This window comes from Acinetobacter proteolyticus (genome assembly GCF_000367945.1).
Classification (GTDB): Bacteria; Pseudomonadota; Gammaproteobacteria; order Pseudomonadales; family Moraxellaceae; genus Acinetobacter; species Acinetobacter proteolyticus.
This window is the reverse complement of record NZ_KB849178.1, coordinates 1-15,762: the sequence shown is the minus strand read 5'-3', so window position 1 is coordinate 15,762 and position 15,762 is coordinate 1. Positions and strand designations below refer to the sequence as shown.

General features: G+C 40.9%; 11 protein-coding genes. 7 read left to right on the top strand and 4 right to left on the bottom strand.

Translation table 11 applies throughout. The features are described from left to right. The first annotated feature begins 40 nt into the window (after positions 1-40). From lpdA to sucD, 3 genes are all read left to right on the top strand, one after another. Complete coding sequence (gene lpdA, locus F993_RS18375) at positions 41-1,474, top strand: dihydrolipoyl dehydrogenase (protein ID WP_004652192.1); 1,434 nt, start codon at positions 41-43, stop codon at positions 1,472-1,474. A gap of 135 nt (positions 1,475-1,609) precedes the next feature. Further along, positions 1,610-2,776, top strand: a complete 1,167-nt coding sequence (gene sucC, locus F993_RS18380) for an ADP-forming succinate--CoA ligase subunit beta (RefSeq protein WP_004640348.1) — start codon at positions 1,610-1,612, stop codon at positions 2,774-2,776. A 12-nt stretch (positions 2,777-2,788) separates the two neighbouring features. Continuing rightward, entirely contained in the window at positions 2,789-3,679 is an 891-nt protein-coding gene (sucD, locus tag F993_RS18385) for a succinate--CoA ligase subunit alpha (RefSeq protein WP_003655479.1), read from the top strand. Positions 3,680-3,770: 91 nt separating this feature from the next. On the opposite strand, the gene F993_RS18390 is transcribed toward sucD, so the two are convergent. From F993_RS18390 to trpS, 4 genes are all read right to left on the bottom strand, one after another. Then, complete coding sequence (locus tag F993_RS18390) at positions 3,771-5,411, bottom strand: alkaline phosphatase D family protein (protein ID WP_004652191.1); 1,641 nt, start codon at positions 5,409-5,411, stop codon at positions 3,771-3,773. 195 nt (positions 5,412-5,606) lie between these two features. Next, a complete protein-coding gene (locus F993_RS18395) occupies positions 5,607-7,313 on the bottom strand; it encodes a flotillin family protein (protein WP_004652190.1) in 1,707 nt (568 codons plus the stop codon). A gap of 33 nt (positions 7,314-7,346) precedes the next feature. Continuing rightward, positions 7,347-7,991 carry a YqiJ family protein gene (locus tag F993_RS18400; RefSeq protein WP_004652188.1) on the bottom strand — a complete coding sequence of 215 codons (645 nt, stop codon included), beginning with the start codon at positions 7,989-7,991 and terminating at the stop codon, positions 7,347-7,349. A gap of 415 nt (positions 7,992-8,406) precedes the next feature. Further along, complete coding sequence (gene trpS, locus F993_RS18405; protein ID WP_004652187.1) at positions 8,407-9,420, bottom strand: tryptophan--tRNA ligase; 1,014 nt, start codon at positions 9,418-9,420, stop codon at positions 8,407-8,409. A gap of 164 nt (positions 9,421-9,584) precedes the next feature. Between trpS and F993_RS18410 the strand changes: the two genes are divergently transcribed. The 4 genes from F993_RS18410 to F993_RS18425 form a co-directional block, all read left to right on the top strand. Next, positions 9,585-10,511: a DUF808 domain-containing protein gene (locus F993_RS18410; RefSeq protein ID WP_004652186.1), complete on the top strand. Its 927-nt coding sequence runs from the start codon at positions 9,585-9,587 to the stop codon at positions 10,509-10,511. Between the two features lie 37 nt (positions 10,512-10,548). Then, the gene (gene ypfJ / locus F993_RS18415; RefSeq protein WP_004652185.1) at positions 10,549-11,442 is read left to right on the top strand and encodes a KPN_02809 family neutral zinc metallopeptidase; all 894 of its coding nucleotides are present in this window, start codon (positions 10,549-10,551) and stop codon (positions 11,440-11,442) included. 281 nt (positions 11,443-11,723) lie between these two features. Continuing rightward, on the top strand, positions 11,724-13,223 hold the full coding sequence (locus tag F993_RS18420) for a cation:proton antiporter (protein ID WP_004652184.1): 1,500 nt from the start codon (positions 11,724-11,726) through the stop codon (positions 13,221-13,223). Positions 13,224-13,694: 471 nt separating this feature from the next. Then, positions 13,695-15,762: Ig-like domain-containing protein (locus F993_RS18425; protein ID WP_004652183.1), on the top strand; the 2,068-nt coding region annotated here is incomplete at its 3' end.

The following is a 15,762-nucleotide window of genomic DNA, read 5'->3' as shown; positions in this document are numbered from 1 at the left end:
TGTAAAGAGGGGTTTAGGGGGAGATTTAAGGAATAGAAAAATGTCTCAACAGTTTGATCTTGTTGTCATTGGCGGTGGACCTGGTGGTTATGAAGCGGCGATTCGTGCAGCTCAACTTGGTTTCAAAGTCGCTTGTATCGAAAAACGTATTCACAACGGTAAACCATCTTTAGGTGGTACGTGTTTAAACGTGGGTTGTATCCCTTCTAAAGCATTGCTTGACTCTTCTCACCGTTACGAAGCAACTGTTCATGAACTTGCTGAACACGGTATCACCACAGGTGAAGTTAAATTTGATTTAGACACTTTGTTGGCACGTAAAGACAAAGTTGTTGATCAATTGACGGGTGGTGTTGCTCAATTACTAAAAGGTAATGGTATCGAGTGGTTACAAGGTACGGGTAAATTACTTGCAGGTAAAAAAGTAGAATTCACACCGTTTGAAGGTGATGTACAGGTTTTAGAACCGAAGTACGTGATCCTTGCAACGGGTTCTGTACCTGTCAATATTCCAGTTGCACCTGTTGATGAAGACTTAATTGTTGATTCGACTGGCGCATTGAAATTCCCAGAAGTTCCTAAGCGTCTAGGTGTGATCGGTGCGGGTGTTATCGGTCTAGAGCTTGGTTCTGTATGGCGTCGTCTTGGTTCAGAAGTTGTTGTGTTTGAAGCATTAGATGCTTTCTTACCAATGGCAGACAAAGCATTGGCGAAGGAATATCAAAAAATCTTGAAAAAACAAGGTTTAGATATCCGTATCGGTGCAAAAGTTTCTGGTGCTGAAACCAATGGTCGCGAAGTAACGGTTAAATACAACCAAGCTGGCGAAGACAAAGAGCAAGTTTTTGACAAGTTAATCGTTTGTGTAGGACGTAAAGCCTATGCAGAAGGTTTATTGGCAGAAGATTCTGGCATTAAATTGACTGAACGTGGTTTGGTTGATGTCAATGATCAGTGCCAAACATCTGTTGAAGGTGTTTATGCGATTGGTGACTTGGTACGCGGTCCTATGCTTGCACATAAAGCAATGGAAGAGGGCGTAATGGCGGTTGAACGTATTCACGGTCATGCTGCTCAAGTAAACTACGACACCATCATCAGCGTTATTTATACGCATCCAGAAGCTGCTTGGGTGGGTTTAACTGAAGAACAAGCCGCTGAAAAAGGTCATGAAGTTAAAGCTGGTCAATTCCCGTTTGCGGTGAATGGTCGTGCATTAGCTGCTGGTGATACTGCTGGTTTTGTGAAGTTCGTTGCTGATGCGAAAACAGATCGTCTTTTAGGTATGCACGTTGTGGGTCCTAATGCATCTGATATCGTACATCAAGGTATGATCGCGCTTGAATTTGTTTCTTCTGTCGAAGACTTACAATTGATGACTTTTGGTCACCCAACTTTCTCTGAAGTTGTACATGAAGCAGCGCTTTCTGTTGACGGTCGTGCAATCCACGCGATTCAACGCAAGCGTAAATAAGACATAAGGTGTGGTTCGCCACACTTTTTTGAATGATGATGATTGTCTGGTTCAGGCAATCATTTATTCAATATGTAGCAGCCTGATTTTAAGAAGATCTGGCTGTATCACACAAACAACATAGTAGGTAACTAAATGAACTTACATGAGTATCAAGCTAAAGCATTATTGAAAGAATATGGCATGCCAGTACAAGAAGGTATCTTGGCAACAAATGCAGACGAAGCAGTTGCTGCATTTGAACAGCTTGGTGGTAAATTCGCTGTAATGAAAGCGCAAGTTCATGCTGGTGGTCGTGGTAAGGCTGGCGGCGTTAAAGTTGCAAAATCTAAAGAAGATGTCATCGAATTTGCTAACAACATCATTGGTACTCGTCTTGTAACGTATCAAACAGATGCAAATGGTCAACCAGTTAACAGCATTATCGTTGCTGAAGACGTTTACCCAGTTGAGCGTGAGCTTTACTTGGGCGCGGTTGTAGACCGTTCTAGCCGTCGTATTACTTTCATGGCTTCTACCGAAGGTGGTGTAGAAATCGAGAAAGTTGCGGAAGAAACGCCTGAAAAAATTATCAAAGTTGAAGTTGATCCATTAGTTGGCTTACAACCATTCCAAGCACGTGAAGTTGCGTTTGCTTTAGGTTTGAAAGACAAGCAAGTGAGCCAATTTGTAAAAATTATGGGCGCTGCTTACCAAGCATTTGTAGAAAATGACTTTGCATTATTTGAAATTAACCCACTTTCAGTTCGTGAAAATGGCGATATTTTATGTGTTGATGCGAAAGTAGGTATCGACTCTAACGCGCTTTACCGTTTACCTAAAGTTGCTGCTTTACGTGACAAGTCTCAAGAGAATGAGCGTGAATTAAAAGCATCTGAATTTGACCTTAACTATGTTGCTTTAGAAGGTAACATCGGTTGTATGGTGAACGGTGCTGGTCTTGCAATGGCAACAATGGACATCATTAAACTTTATGGTGGCCAGCCTGCAAACTTCCTTGACGTTGGTGGCGGTGCAACCAAAGAGCGCGTAATCGAAGCGTTCAAAATCATCCTTGCTGATACTTCTGTACAAGGTGTTTTAATCAACATCTTCGGTGGTATCGTACGTTGTGACATGATTGCTGAAGCAATTATTGCAGCGGTTCAAGAAGTAAACGTAACTGTTCCAGTTGTTGTTCGTTTAGAAGGTAACAACGCTGAGTTAGGTGCTAAATTACTTGATGAATCTGGTTTGAAATTAATTTCTGCGAACGGTTTATCTGATGCCGCAGAAAAAGTTGTAGCTGCAGTTAAAGCGTAAGGAGTATCAATCATGAGCGTATTAATTAATAAAGACACTAAAGTATTGGTACAAGGTTTTACTGGTAAAAACGGTACTTTCCACTCTGCACAAGCTTTAGACTACGGTACAAAAGTTGTTGGTGGTGTTACTCCAGGTAAAGGTGGTACAACTCACCTTGACCTACCAGTATTCAACACAATGAAAGAAGCGGTACGTGAAACAAATGCTGATGCATCTGTAATCTATGTACCAGCTCCATTCGTTTTAGACTCAATCGTTGAAGCGGTTGATTCGGGTGTTGGCCTGATCGTTGTGATCACTGAAGGTGTTCCAACAATCGACATGCTTAAAGCAAAACGCTACTTGGAAACTAACGGTAACGGTACTCGTTTGGTTGGTCCTAACTGCCCAGGCGTGATCACTCCGGGTGAATGTAAGATCGGTATTATGCCTGGTCACATCCACCAACCAGGTCGTATTGGTATCATTTCACGTTCAGGTACATTGACTTATGAAGCTGTTGCTCAAACAACTAAGCTTGGTTTAGGTCAGTCTACTTGTATCGGTATTGGTGGTGACCCAATCCCAGGTATGAACCAGATTGAAGCGCTTCAATTGTTCCAAGACGATCCAGATACTGATGCAATCATCATGATCGGTGAGATCGGTGGTACAGCGGAAGAAGAAGCTGCTGAATTCATCAAATCTAACGTGACTAAGCCTGTAGTCGGTTACATCGCTGGTGTAACAGCACCTAAAGGTAAGCGTATGGGTCATGCTGGTGCGATCATTTCTGGTGGTCAAGGTACTGCTGAAGAGAAATTTGCTGCATTTGAACGCGCAGGAATGGCTTACACGCGTAGCCCAGCTGAGCTTGGTTCTACTATGTTGCAAGTTTTAAAAGAGAAAGGTTTAGCGTAATACGTTAGATTTTAATCTTTAAAAAAACCCCAATGGAGACATTGGGGTTTTTTATTGGGTTATTATTCAGTTTTGTTTTAAGGATTGAGCTTTAACCCAACACGGCTGTTAATTCTTGAGTATATTGGGAAATACCGTCCAGATTAAAAAATTCAACTTTTAACGCTTTACTTTGGGGATCAATATTCACTTCACCAAAGAACTGGTAGCCATCTAAAGGCGAGAGATTTGCTTTACCTGCGGGTGGAGTTTTTTCAAAGATCACTTGTCCACCAAAGGTTGCATCCATTTCATTAGGACCAAAGCTTCCCGCATTTAAAGGACCTGCTACAAACTCCCAGAAGGGTGAAAAATCAGTAAATTGAGCGCGGGTATTATCATAATAATGTGCGGCACAATAATGAACATCGGCTGTTAGCCATATCATGTTTTTTACTGACTTAATACGATGAAGTAAGCTGGCAATTTCCAGTTCACGCCCGAGAGGTGCGCCATTGTTGCCATTGGCAATCGCTTCCCATGTTTTAGCAATACCCTCAGCTACGCCAAAATTATCTTGCACATTTAAACCAATCGGCATATCTGCAGCAATCACTTTCCATACGGCTTTTGAATTAGACAATTCATCTACCAGCCAGTTGACTTGCGTTTCACCGAGAAAGGCTGTGTCTGTATTTAGACTGGTCTGCAAATTGGTACTATTGCCTCCACGATACGAGCGCATATCGAGGACAAACACATCTAGTAATGGGCCATGACTGATTTTACGGTAAATACGCTGATCGCCGAAAGCCTCAGTTGTCCATGGCATTGGAGAGTATTCTAAAAAAGCTTGCTTGCCACGATAACTCAGCGTATTGATGTCTTTTTCGGTATAAGCATTATTTTTGCTTAGATCTTTGGTAGCAGACCAGTTATTGGTCACCTCATGGTCATCCCATTGCCAAATTTGCGGTACTTCTGCAGCGAATCTCCGTAAGTTTTCATCCATAAAATTATAACGATAGCGACCACGGAATTCTTTAAGGCTTTCAGCGACTTTACTGACTTCTTCTGTGACAATATTTTTCCAGATGCGCAGCTCATCGGGTTTTAGTGATTGTCCTGTTTGTAAAGTCACCGTATTTTGGATTGGACCATCTGCGTATATGGTGTCACCACTATGAATAAAAAAGTCTGGTTGACGTAGCCGCATCGTTTCCCAGATTTTCATGCCTCCAATATCGGGGTTAATTCCCCAACCTTGTCCCACAACATCGCCACCCCAAACAAATCGAATGGGGGAGGTGCCTGTTGACATGGTGCGGAAGCTACCAGTATAGATTTCACTGGTGGCATTATTTTGTGTCGCATCTTCAAAGCTAACCCGCAAAAAAATATGCTGATCATTTGGTAAACCTGTCAGGTTCACTCGCCCTGTATAGTCACTTGCTGCGGTTACCACTGGACCTGATACGACTTTGGGTTGTTTAAAGCGATCAGTAAAGTCATATTCTACACGTAGTTTCGAAGCCCGATCTGATTGCGCCCAAATGGTTGCATTACCATTGCGGACATCACCAATTTGAATACCAGACGGGAGTTTGGGTCTGGCATGCTCTGGAAGAATAATTGCTGGGGCTTTGTTGTCATTTAGGCCGCAGGCAGCCAAGGTTGAAAAAGATGCAACACCGACAGCCAATTTTCCACTATTAATTAAGAAACGACGACGGCTTTGAATAAACTGCGACATATTGGCATCTCATTTATTTACTGAGGTGGGGATTTTGCAGTATGAGAAGCCTTAGTGAATGAATGATGACAGCAACATTATTTGAATTTTTGCATAGGCCAGAAGTGCTGATTCGCTTTATAGAAATGAAAAAACGGCTGCAAGGCAACCGATTTTTGAAATGACTTACAGCTCTCTAGCCATAAGATTGTTGGTCTACTCTTTTGGTTTTAACCCTTGAGTCAAACCATTGATATCGCCACCTTGTAGGCCAAGTTCATTCATTAAACTATCAATGAGTGGCGCTTGTGAACGGTAGCGTAGGGCACTATTTACAACTTGATCAGATAAAGAGGTTTGACCATTTTCAACCGCATCACTACCGACAGTACCGCCACCTGCAAAGCCATTTAAACCATTCACTTGTAAAATCTTGATGTCATCAATATTTTCCATTGGCTTGACGCTTTCACGAATGATCTCTGGTAAATGCTTTAATAGTGCCAAGCGCACTTGCATTTCTACCTGTTCAGCAGAAAGCGTATTGGCTGCTTCATTCACTGCACGTGCACCTTCCGCATCAACCTGATATTGTTTTTCCAACGCTTGAGCAAGTAGGATTTTTGCATCGGCTTCACCTTTCGCTTTTAAGCGAATCTTTTCAGCATCTGCTTCTGCTGCAATACGTACTGCTTCTGCTTCATCGGCAGCGGCTTTTTTACCTGCATCAGCAGCTACGGTAATCGCAATGGCTTCTTTCTCTGCCGTTTGTTTAGCTGCAACCAGCTCGACTGCTTTTTGACGCTCAGCACGTTGTGTTTCACGTACAGTCACAACTTCTTCCTCTGCTTTTACCGCTTCAGCACGAGCCTTGTCAGCTTGCGCTTTGGCTTCTGATTCAGCACGAGATTTTTCAGCAATGGCAATGGCTCGATCTTGCTCAGCCAGTTCGATGGTTTTCTTTTGTTCAACTTGTGCTTTTTGAATCAATTGTGCTTTTTGAATATTCTCATTTTCTACATCACGGGCAGAAGCAATTCGTTTTAGTTCCACTTCACGTTCAGCAGCAATTTGAGCTTCTTCAGCTTCACGTTTTTTACCTGCTTCTTGAGAGGCGATTTCTGCGGTTTGTTCAGCTTTACGAATCGAGATTTCACGCTCTTGCTGTAACTTTGCATATTCTTCTTCACGAGAAATTTCTAAACGAGCACGTTCTGCTTGTAAGTTCTTGGCACGAATCGCAAGGTCAGCATCTTGTTCAATGTCATTACGCTTTTTACGGCGGTCTTCAATGGTTTCGGTCAGCTTGGTTAAACCTTCCGCATCGAAGGCATTTTGTGGGTTAAAGAATTTAAAGCTAGTCTGATCTAGACCCGTTAAAGATACGGTTTCAAGCTCTAAACCATTTTTTGATAAATCTTCTGAGACGACTTGTTGAACTTTTTGTACAAAATCGACACGCTTTTCATGTAGTTCTTCCATCGCCATTTCAGCGGCAACGGCACGCAATGAGTCAACAAATTTACCTTCGACTAGATCTTTAAGTTCTGGTGGAGACATGGTTTTACGTCCCAAGGTTTGTGCCGCAGTTGCAATTGATTCAGCAATCGGTTTGACCCGGACATAGAATTCAGCCATGACATCAACACGCATCCGGTCACGGGTAATCAGCGCCTGATCTGCTGCACGCTTTACCTCCAAACGTAAGGTATTCATATTGACAGGAATAATTTCGTGTAAGACAGGGAGGACAATTGCACCGCCATTGAGAATCACTTTCTCGCCACCAAAACCTGTGCGCACAAAAGAGACCTCTTTACTCGAACGGGTATAGAGACGGGCGATAATAATGCCAATAAAAATCAGTGCTGCAAAAATAACACCAGTAATAATTAAAATTTCAGTCAATGCTGAATTCAACATATAAACACCCTCATATAGTCATAAATATAAAAATTAAACAGCAATCGCTTGGAATCCAATTTTGGTTCTTTGCGTTAAAATTACGTCTTGTCCTTGATGGAAAACCAGATCAAGTTCGGGTTCAACTAAGACGTAGTGGGTTTGACCAAATTGGTCTTTAACTTTGGCCTGTGCAGGGGAGTTGGGTTTAGCATCCCCTAAAATGATGTGTGCAGTTCTGCCAATTAAATCATCTGCCTGAATTGCAGTAGTTTCATCTTTAGGAATTATTTTAGTTACTAAGGCAGCGCTATAACGCACTAGCGGCATTGATAAAAATAAGCAGACAGGCGCAATAATCCACGCAGAGAGGTAATGCTCTGTAAATTGATAGAACAAATCTTGGATGATTAAACCTGTGAGTGCATAGACCGTTAAAAAGATGATCAGCCAGATGAGTAAGGGAACTTTACCCAAATACAGCCATTCCAAAAACTGGGTCAAAACAGAATCAGGTTGTTCAACAGAGATATCTGCATGATCAATATCGGTAAGACTATCTGGTAAAAATTGTTCCAAAAAACTAGAACTACCGCCGAATAATAATAGAATGAATTCGAGCAGGCCAATAAACAGGCATAGCATTAAAGCAATGCTAAAAACAAGGTTAGAAGGATGTGTTAAAAGATCCCAGATCATCGCGATTACTCTTATTTCTTTTAGCGTTAATTAATAAATTTTTTATAAAAATAAAACAGTTATAAGAGTAAAGCCAATACGCCTAAATTTCAACTTAAATTGACCACATTCGTGCAGACGAAAAAAAACGCAATGATTGGGGTGATCATTGCGTTGAACAACGAATCTGTTTAAAACAGTTTCGGTTGAAAGGAGAAATGTCATGAGATTAGTGTTAACTAACCTACGAGCTCATAGTATGAAAAAACCTGACTAAGTTCATCGGTATTCATGTTAACTACTGTTAATTGATGTTAATAAGTGACGAAAATTGTTAGTTTTTTATTTTTTAATAAAGTTCTAAAATTAAACTTAAATCAAAGGTTTAAAATAAAAAAGCCCAAATATGGGCTTTTTATGTGAAAAGTAACGTAAATTAGAATTTAAATAATCCAATACCCGCTTTCACTTCATCCAGCGTTTGTTGCGTGATAATGCGGCATTTTTCAGTTCCTTGTTTGAGTACATCCATAATGTAATCTGGATCTTTTTCTAACTCGGCACGACGTTCACGGATTGGTGCAATCAACTCTTGCAACACACCTTCCAAGCGTTTTTTCACAGTACCATCACCGAGACCACCACGACGATAATGTGCTTTTAATTCTTCCACTTCTTCTTTATTTGGATCGAATGCATCAAGATAAGTAAATACGATATTGCCTTCAACCTGACCTGGGTCTTCAATACGGAGATGGTTAGGATCGGTATACATCGCATTGACGGCTTTTTTGATGTCTTTATCCGTAGCATTCAACACAATGGTATTGCCTAAAGATTTTGACATCTTCGCTTTACCATCAAAACCAGGCAAGCGTGCCATATTTGATAGCAGGGCTTTACATTCTGGTAATAGATCATGGCCGATTTGGCGGTTAATGCGACGTACCACTTCGTTGGTTTGTTCAATCATTGGGAGCTGATCTTCACCAACAGGTACTACAGTCGCTTTAAATGCAGTAATGTCTGCTGCTTGTGCAATTGGATAGCACAAGAAACCTGCTGGAATATCACGTTCAAAATTACGTAATTGGATTTCAGCTTTTACGGTTGGATTACGCTCTAAACGTGCAACGGTCACGTAGTTGAGGTAAATCATGGTCAATTCATTCAATGCAGGTAAGCAAGACTGTACACAAATCGTGGTTTTGCTTGGATCAATGCCCACAGCAAGATAATCGAGTGCAACTTGCAGGATGTTGTTGCGAACTTTATCTGGATTATCGGCATTGTCCGTCATCGCTTGTGCATCAGCCAATAACAGATGTTGATGATGACTGTCTTGTAGACCTACACGAGAACGTAATGAACCGACAAAATGTCCAAGGTGGAGTTGTCCTGTTGGACGGTCGCCTGTCAAAATGATGGGACGTTGATCAATATTACTCATGATATGTTCCAAGATTCAGTAATTTCATAGATATAAGATTGATATTATTGTACGAGAAATAAATTTTTTTCGTCAGCGATAATTTTAACTTTTTCTTAAAATCATATTGTGATTTCACTGCGTAATCCTACAATGGTGCTATAAATACAAATTAGGAAATAAAAATGGCGAGTGGTTTATTACTATTACTGGATGATATTGCAACGATTTTAGATGATGTTGCGGTAATGAGTAAAATGGCAGCCAAGAAGACTGCAGGCGTATTGGGGGATGACCTCGCCCTGAATGCACAACAAGTCAGTGGCGTACGTTCAGATCGGGAATTACCTGTGGTCTGGAGTGTTGCAAAAGGTTCATTCATTAATAAATTAATTCTCGTTCCATTGGCCTTATTGATTAGTGTGGTTGCCCCTTGGTTGATTAATCCCTTACTTATGCTTGGTGGTCTATTTCTGTGTTATGAAGGGGTAGAGAAAGTCGCGCATATGCTGTTTCACAAAAAAGCCAAAACAGCAGAAGAAGCCAGTGAAAACCTACAACAAGTCGAGGTCGATTTAGCCAAATTTGAAAAGGAGAAAGTTAAGGGAGCGATTCGAACAGACTTTATTCTTTCTGCTGAAATTGTGGTGATTTCGTTAGGTACAGTTGCAACAGCTGCATTTATGACTAAAGTGACAGTATTAAGTATTATCGCAATCGTCATGACTGTCGGGGTATATGGCTTGGTTGCAATGATCGTCAAAATTGATGATTTAGGTTTATATCTTACACAACAAGCTTCTGAATTAAAAAATAAAATCGGTCGTGGTTTACTTGCTTTTGCGCCAATTTTAATGAAAACACTTTCAATTGTTGGAACGGTTGCAATGTTCTTAGTTGGTGGCGGTATCATTACGCATACCATTCCTTTATTGCATCACTTTACTGAAGAAACGGTTGATCATTTAGAGCTGATTCCGAGTGTCGGCTCAATTATTGGTGCTTTAACACCAACTCTAATTAATTTAGGTGTGGGGTTACTTGCGGGTGCTGTTGTGTTGATGATTGTCAGTTTGATCCAGAAACTCTGGCCAAAAAAAGCATCTGCTTAAACCTAGGTCGTCATCATTAGAATTATGTGAGGTAGTTATGCGTTGGAAAGGTCGTCGAGTCAGTACCAATGTTGAAGACCGTCGCGGTGGTGGCGGTGCGAAAGCAGGTGGAATTAGTATTATCGGTTTGGTGGTGGCTTTTGTGGCTTGGAAATTTTTTGGGGTTGATCCACAGCAAGCCTATCAAGCAACTCAAGCAGTCACCAATGCTCAGTCTTCACAGCAAGGCAGCGCACCACAAAGCTTAACGCCTGATCAAAAAGAGGCCAGTGATTTTGTGGGTACAGTGTTGGCAGATACCGAAGATACGTGGACGCCGATCTTTCAACAACTGGGTATGACCTACAAACCACCACGGCTTGTATTATTTAGTGGGGTGGTTCGATCAGGTTGTGGTACTGCACAGGCTGCGATGGGACCTTTTTATTGTCCGGCTGATCAGAAAGTTTATATCGATACCTCATTCTTTAAAGATATGCGTCAGCAAATGGGGATTTCTGGAGAGCAGAACCAAACAGAACTTTCTCGTCAAGACCAGGCTGGGGATTTTGCTCAGGCCTATGTGATTGCGCATGAGGTGGGGCATCATATCCAAAACCTATTAGGTATTTCAGGTCAGGTTCAGCAAGCGCGTGCACAGGCCAGCCAAGCACAAGGCAATCAACTCTCTGTACGTTTAGAATTACAGGCAGATTGTTTTGCAGGAATCTGGGCGCATCAGAACCAGCAAAGGACCCAGTTCTTAGAGCAGGGGGATATTGAAGAAGCAATGGATGCAGCAGAAAAAATTGGAGATGACTATTTACAGCGTCGTGCAACTGGACAAGTTGTGCCAGATAGTTTTACTCATGGTACCAGTGAACAACGGATGCAGTGGTTCCAGATCGGTTTAAAATCAGGTGATGTGAATCAGTGTAATACTTTTAAATAGGATAAAAAAGGAGCGTTGCTCCTTGATTTTTATACGGAAGATATACGAATCAGTAGAAGAATTAACGTAAAATAAGAGCGTCTATGCTGAATTGAGGATGATTGGTTTATTGTTGTGCCTAAACCATTTGTTAATATAAATTAAATAATAAGATGGATGAATTACAGCATAGGCCTTCACTCTTTATTCAATCGCACAGTATTTTAAATTTTATCATTGATTAAAGTTTTAAAATTTAAATAAAGTCTATGTTGTTAAAATTGAATAAATAAAGAGGTCATATGGGTAACTTTTTTCTTTTACAAGCATTGACGGTTGTTTTTGCCTTATCCATTGCGACGACCATTTTTAATAAACGAATATTAGGTTTTCCTCAGGCCATTGGTGTTCCAATTGTCTCGGCTATTTTTGTCTTTATACTACAGTGGGGCGCAAGTTTATTAAATGGTAATCAATTTATTACCATTAATATTCATAATATTGAAGCAGCTGTAAGAAATATTGATTTTTATGATTTTCTAATCAATGGTGTGATTTGTTTTATTTTAACTTCATCTGCGTTGAAATTTAAAATTTCAGATTTAAGAAGTTACTGGAAACCGATTGGTATTTTAGCCACGATTGCACTGGTGTTATGTGCAGGATTTTACGCAGGATTATTATATTTATTTCAATGGGTGGTTGGCTATCCAGTACCCATTGGTGTTTTACTATTATTAGGTGCGGCACTTGGTGCAACCGATCCAATTGGTGTTAAAGGGGTGTTAAGTTCTATTCGGGCACCGCATCATCTGATTGTAAAACTAGAGGGAGAGTCATTATTTAATGATGCGATGTGTATTGCCTTGTTTATGACCTTATTAAAGGTTTTACAAGGAGAGCATTTTTCATTATTGGCAACCATAGAAACGCTATTATATGAAATCTTTGTCGCCGTTATTATTGGCTTTGCATTTGGTTTTGCGATCTTACGTTTACTGCGTGGTAAACATGAGATGGAGTCACTGATTTTAACCACGGCATTGCTTGCAAGCGGCTCATACCTCGTTGCTTTATTTGCACATGCATCTGCACCAATTGCCTGTGTTATTGGTGGCTTAATTGTAGGGAATAAATGGCAAGAGATTCGTGAACAAAGAGAAATTCGTGAGGTCAACCATTTTTGGCATACAGTTGAAGGGATTATTAATTCCTTCCTATTCACCTTGATTGGTTTAGAGTTATTTATTCTTGATTTGAGTGCTAATTTAATTATTGGAGGCATCATTGCCTTTATTATCCTGCATTTATCTCGTTTTGCGGCAAATTTCGCCGCCTTCGCCTTATTTCCATCATTCCGTAATAAGAGCTACAACGGTAGTCTAGCGATTCTCTCGTGGGGGGGGGTTCGAGGAGGGATTTCACTGGCGTTGATTCTTGCAGTGGCAAATATTCCAGAATTAAGTCAATACAGTAGTATCTTGATTGGTTATACCTTTATTAGTGTATTGCTATCAGGTGTGGTCTGTGGCCTTGGTTTACCTGCTGTGATGAATGCTTTCTATTACAACCCGAGTGAAGAGACCCAAGGGTTAAAAGGCTTTTATCAGCGAATGTGCAACAAGATGAATCGCCGCGGTTTTAAATATATTGTGGGTGAAGACAGTGTGGGGCGAGAAACCATTACCATTTATAATCCTGAAATTTTATTGGATCAGAAAACAGATGATGGTGTCGCAACCATGCATCACCCGAATAAACGTGAAGAAGTAAAGCGGTTAGAGAATCCTGATAATTTTTAATTGCATATTTTTGTTTTTTGTTAAAAAAAGCCTTTTGATAAAAGGCTTTTTTTATTTTATTAGGTAAATGTTTTTAAAATATTTTTAAAATTTAATTAAATAATAATTATGATTGAGTTATGTTTTTTATTTGGAGATTAATTGTTGTTTAATATTTTGTTTAGTTTTTTTTAAATGCCTTTTAGGTATTTATGGCTTTCTAGGGTTTTGTTTGTTTAGATGTGTAAATTTACAATATATTTTCAACTTTTTTTAATTTTTTATTGTTTATAAATCATGGTTTTATTGTGTTATGAAAAAATAATAAAATGTAAGTTTGTTTTTTTATTTTGTGAGCTATTTAACATTTATTTTGTTTGATTTAAAGTGGTGCTGTGAACTCTATCACTTAGAAACAATAATTTAAACTTAAGTTAATAATGTCATTAAGAATTGATTAAATATTAAAAATTTATAATGAGGAATATAACCATGTCTCAAATACAAATTATTTCCAAGGAAAGTCATGAAACCCTTGTAAATACGACGGGAAAAACAGCCACATTACCCTCTGAGCCTTCAGTTGTGTTAATTAAGGTCTCTGCAAGTGATATTTCAGTTGTTAAGAGAGATGGTGTAAATGCGGTAGTAGTATTAAAAAATGGCGAAACAATCGTTATTCATAATTTCTTCAATAATAGTGAAGTAGCAGATAATAGTCTGGTCCTCCAAGGTGAAGATAATCAATTAGTTTGGGCACATTTTAAAGATGCTGAAACGGATGCAGACGCAGATGCCGATGCGGACGCCGATGCTGATGCTGACTCAGATGATGATGATCATGAAGGGGCTGTCTTTTTAGAAGAAACACCCGCGGTTGTGCCTGAAGCGGCGGCGGCACCAGTTGAAGCCGCAACATTACAACCCATTCAGGCAGTAGAGCCATTACTTTATGCAGGTGAAACATCGAGTGGCTTCAGTCCATGGTTATGGGCTTTACCTGTACTTGCGATTGGTGGGATTGCCGCAGCAGCAAGTGGCGGCGGTGGAGGTGGAGGAAATAACAACAATACAGATACCACACCACCAAATACCGATGCCGTAAAATTTAATATTGATCCTGTGACCACAGATAATGTCATCAATGCAGCAGAATCTGCAGGCAATGTAACTTTAACAGGCACATTAACAGGCGTACCTGCAGATGCAGCGACGACTGTGGTGACGGTTGTTGTGAATGGTGTGACCTATACAGCGACAGTTAATTCAGCCAATGGTACATGGAGTGTGAGTGTACCGGGCAGTGGATTATTGGCAGATGGCGATAAAACCATTGACGCCAAAGTTACGTTTACAGATGCAGCGGGTAATAGCAGCAATGTAACGGACACACACGTTTATACAGTGGACACCACTGCACCGAATGCGCCAGAGATTAATCCAATTAATGGTACAGATCCAATTACAGGGACTGCAGAACCCGGTTCAACGGTGACCGTAACCTTCCCGGATGGCACAAGTGTTCAGGTTCCAACCGATCCAACCACTGGGGTATGGACCACACCAAATCCAGGGAACTTACCAAATGGCGGTACAGTAACAGCTATAGCAACAGACCCTGCGGGTAACCCATCTACACCAGGTACAGAAACAGTGGATACGGTTGGCCCAGATGTTTCAGGTACAACATTGAACATTGATCCTGTGACCACAGATAATGTCATCAATGCAGCAGAATCTGCAGGCAATGTAACTTTAACAGGCACATTAACAGGCGTACCTGCAGATGCAGCGACGACTGTGGTGACGGTTGTTGTGAATGGTGTGACCTATACAGCGACAGTTAATTCAGCCAATGGTACATGGAGTGTGAGTGTACCGGGCAGTGGATTATTGGCAGATGGCGATAAAACCATTGACGCCAAAGTTACGTTTACAGATGCAGCGGGTAATAGCAGCAATGTAACGGACACACACGTTTATACAGTGGACACCACTGCACCGAATGCGCCAGAGATTAATCCAATTAATGGTACAGATCCAATTACAGGGACTGCAGAACCAGGTTCGACGGTTACGGTGACCTTCCCAGATGGCAGTACGGTTCAGGTTCCAACTGATCCAACCACTGGGGTATGGACCACACCAAACCCAGGTAATTTACCGAATGGCAGTACAGTTACTGCTGTAGCAACAGACCCAGCGGGTAACCCATCTACACCAGGTACAGAAACAGTGGATACGGTTGGCCCAGATGTTTCAGGTACAACATTGAACATTGATTCTGTGACTGCAGATAACGTCGTCAATGCAGCAGAATCTGCAGGCAATGTAACTTTAACAGGCACATTAACAGGTGTACCTACAGATGCAGCGAGCACTGTAGTGACAGTTGTTGTGAATGGTGTGACTTATACCGCGACAGTCAATTCAGCCAATGGTACGTGGAGCGTGAGTGTACCGGGCAGTGGATTATTGGCAGATGGCGATAAAACCATCGATGCCAAAGTTACGTTTACAGATGCCGCAGGAAATAGCAGCAATGTAACGGACACACATG

Excerpts from the sequence above, each read along its gene's own strand:
- F993_RS18390 (WP_004652191.1), bottom strand. The coding sequence starts at position 5,411 with ATGTCGCAGTTTATTCAAAGCCGTCGTCGTTTCTTAATTAATAGTGGA.
- F993_RS18420 (WP_004652184.1), top strand. The coding sequence starts at position 11,724 with ATGGGTAACTTTTTTCTTTTACAAGCATTGACGGTTGTTTTTGCCTTA.
- lpdA (WP_004652192.1), top strand. The coding sequence starts at position 41 with ATGTCTCAACAGTTTGATCTTGTTGTCATTGGCGGTGGACCTGGTGGT.
- ypfJ (WP_004652185.1), top strand. The coding sequence starts at position 10,549 with ATGCGTTGGAAAGGTCGTCGAGTCAGTACCAATGTTGAAGACCGTCGC.
- trpS (WP_004652187.1), bottom strand. The coding sequence starts at position 9,420 with ATGAGTAATATTGATCAACGTCCCATCATTTTGACAGGCGACCGTCCA.
- F993_RS18395 (WP_004652190.1), bottom strand. The coding sequence starts at position 7,313 with ATGTTGAATTCAGCATTGACTGAAATTTTAATTATTACTGGTGTTATT.
- F993_RS18410 (WP_004652186.1), top strand. The coding sequence starts at position 9,585 with ATGGCGAGTGGTTTATTACTATTACTGGATGATATTGCAACGATTTTA.
- sucD (WP_003655479.1), top strand. The coding sequence starts at position 2,789 with ATGAGCGTATTAATTAATAAAGACACTAAAGTATTGGTACAAGGTTTT.
- F993_RS18400 (WP_004652188.1), bottom strand. The coding sequence starts at position 7,991 with ATGATCTGGGATCTTTTAACACATCCTTCTAACCTTGTTTTTAGCATT.
- sucC (WP_004640348.1), top strand. The coding sequence starts at position 1,610 with ATGAACTTACATGAGTATCAAGCTAAAGCATTATTGAAAGAATATGGC.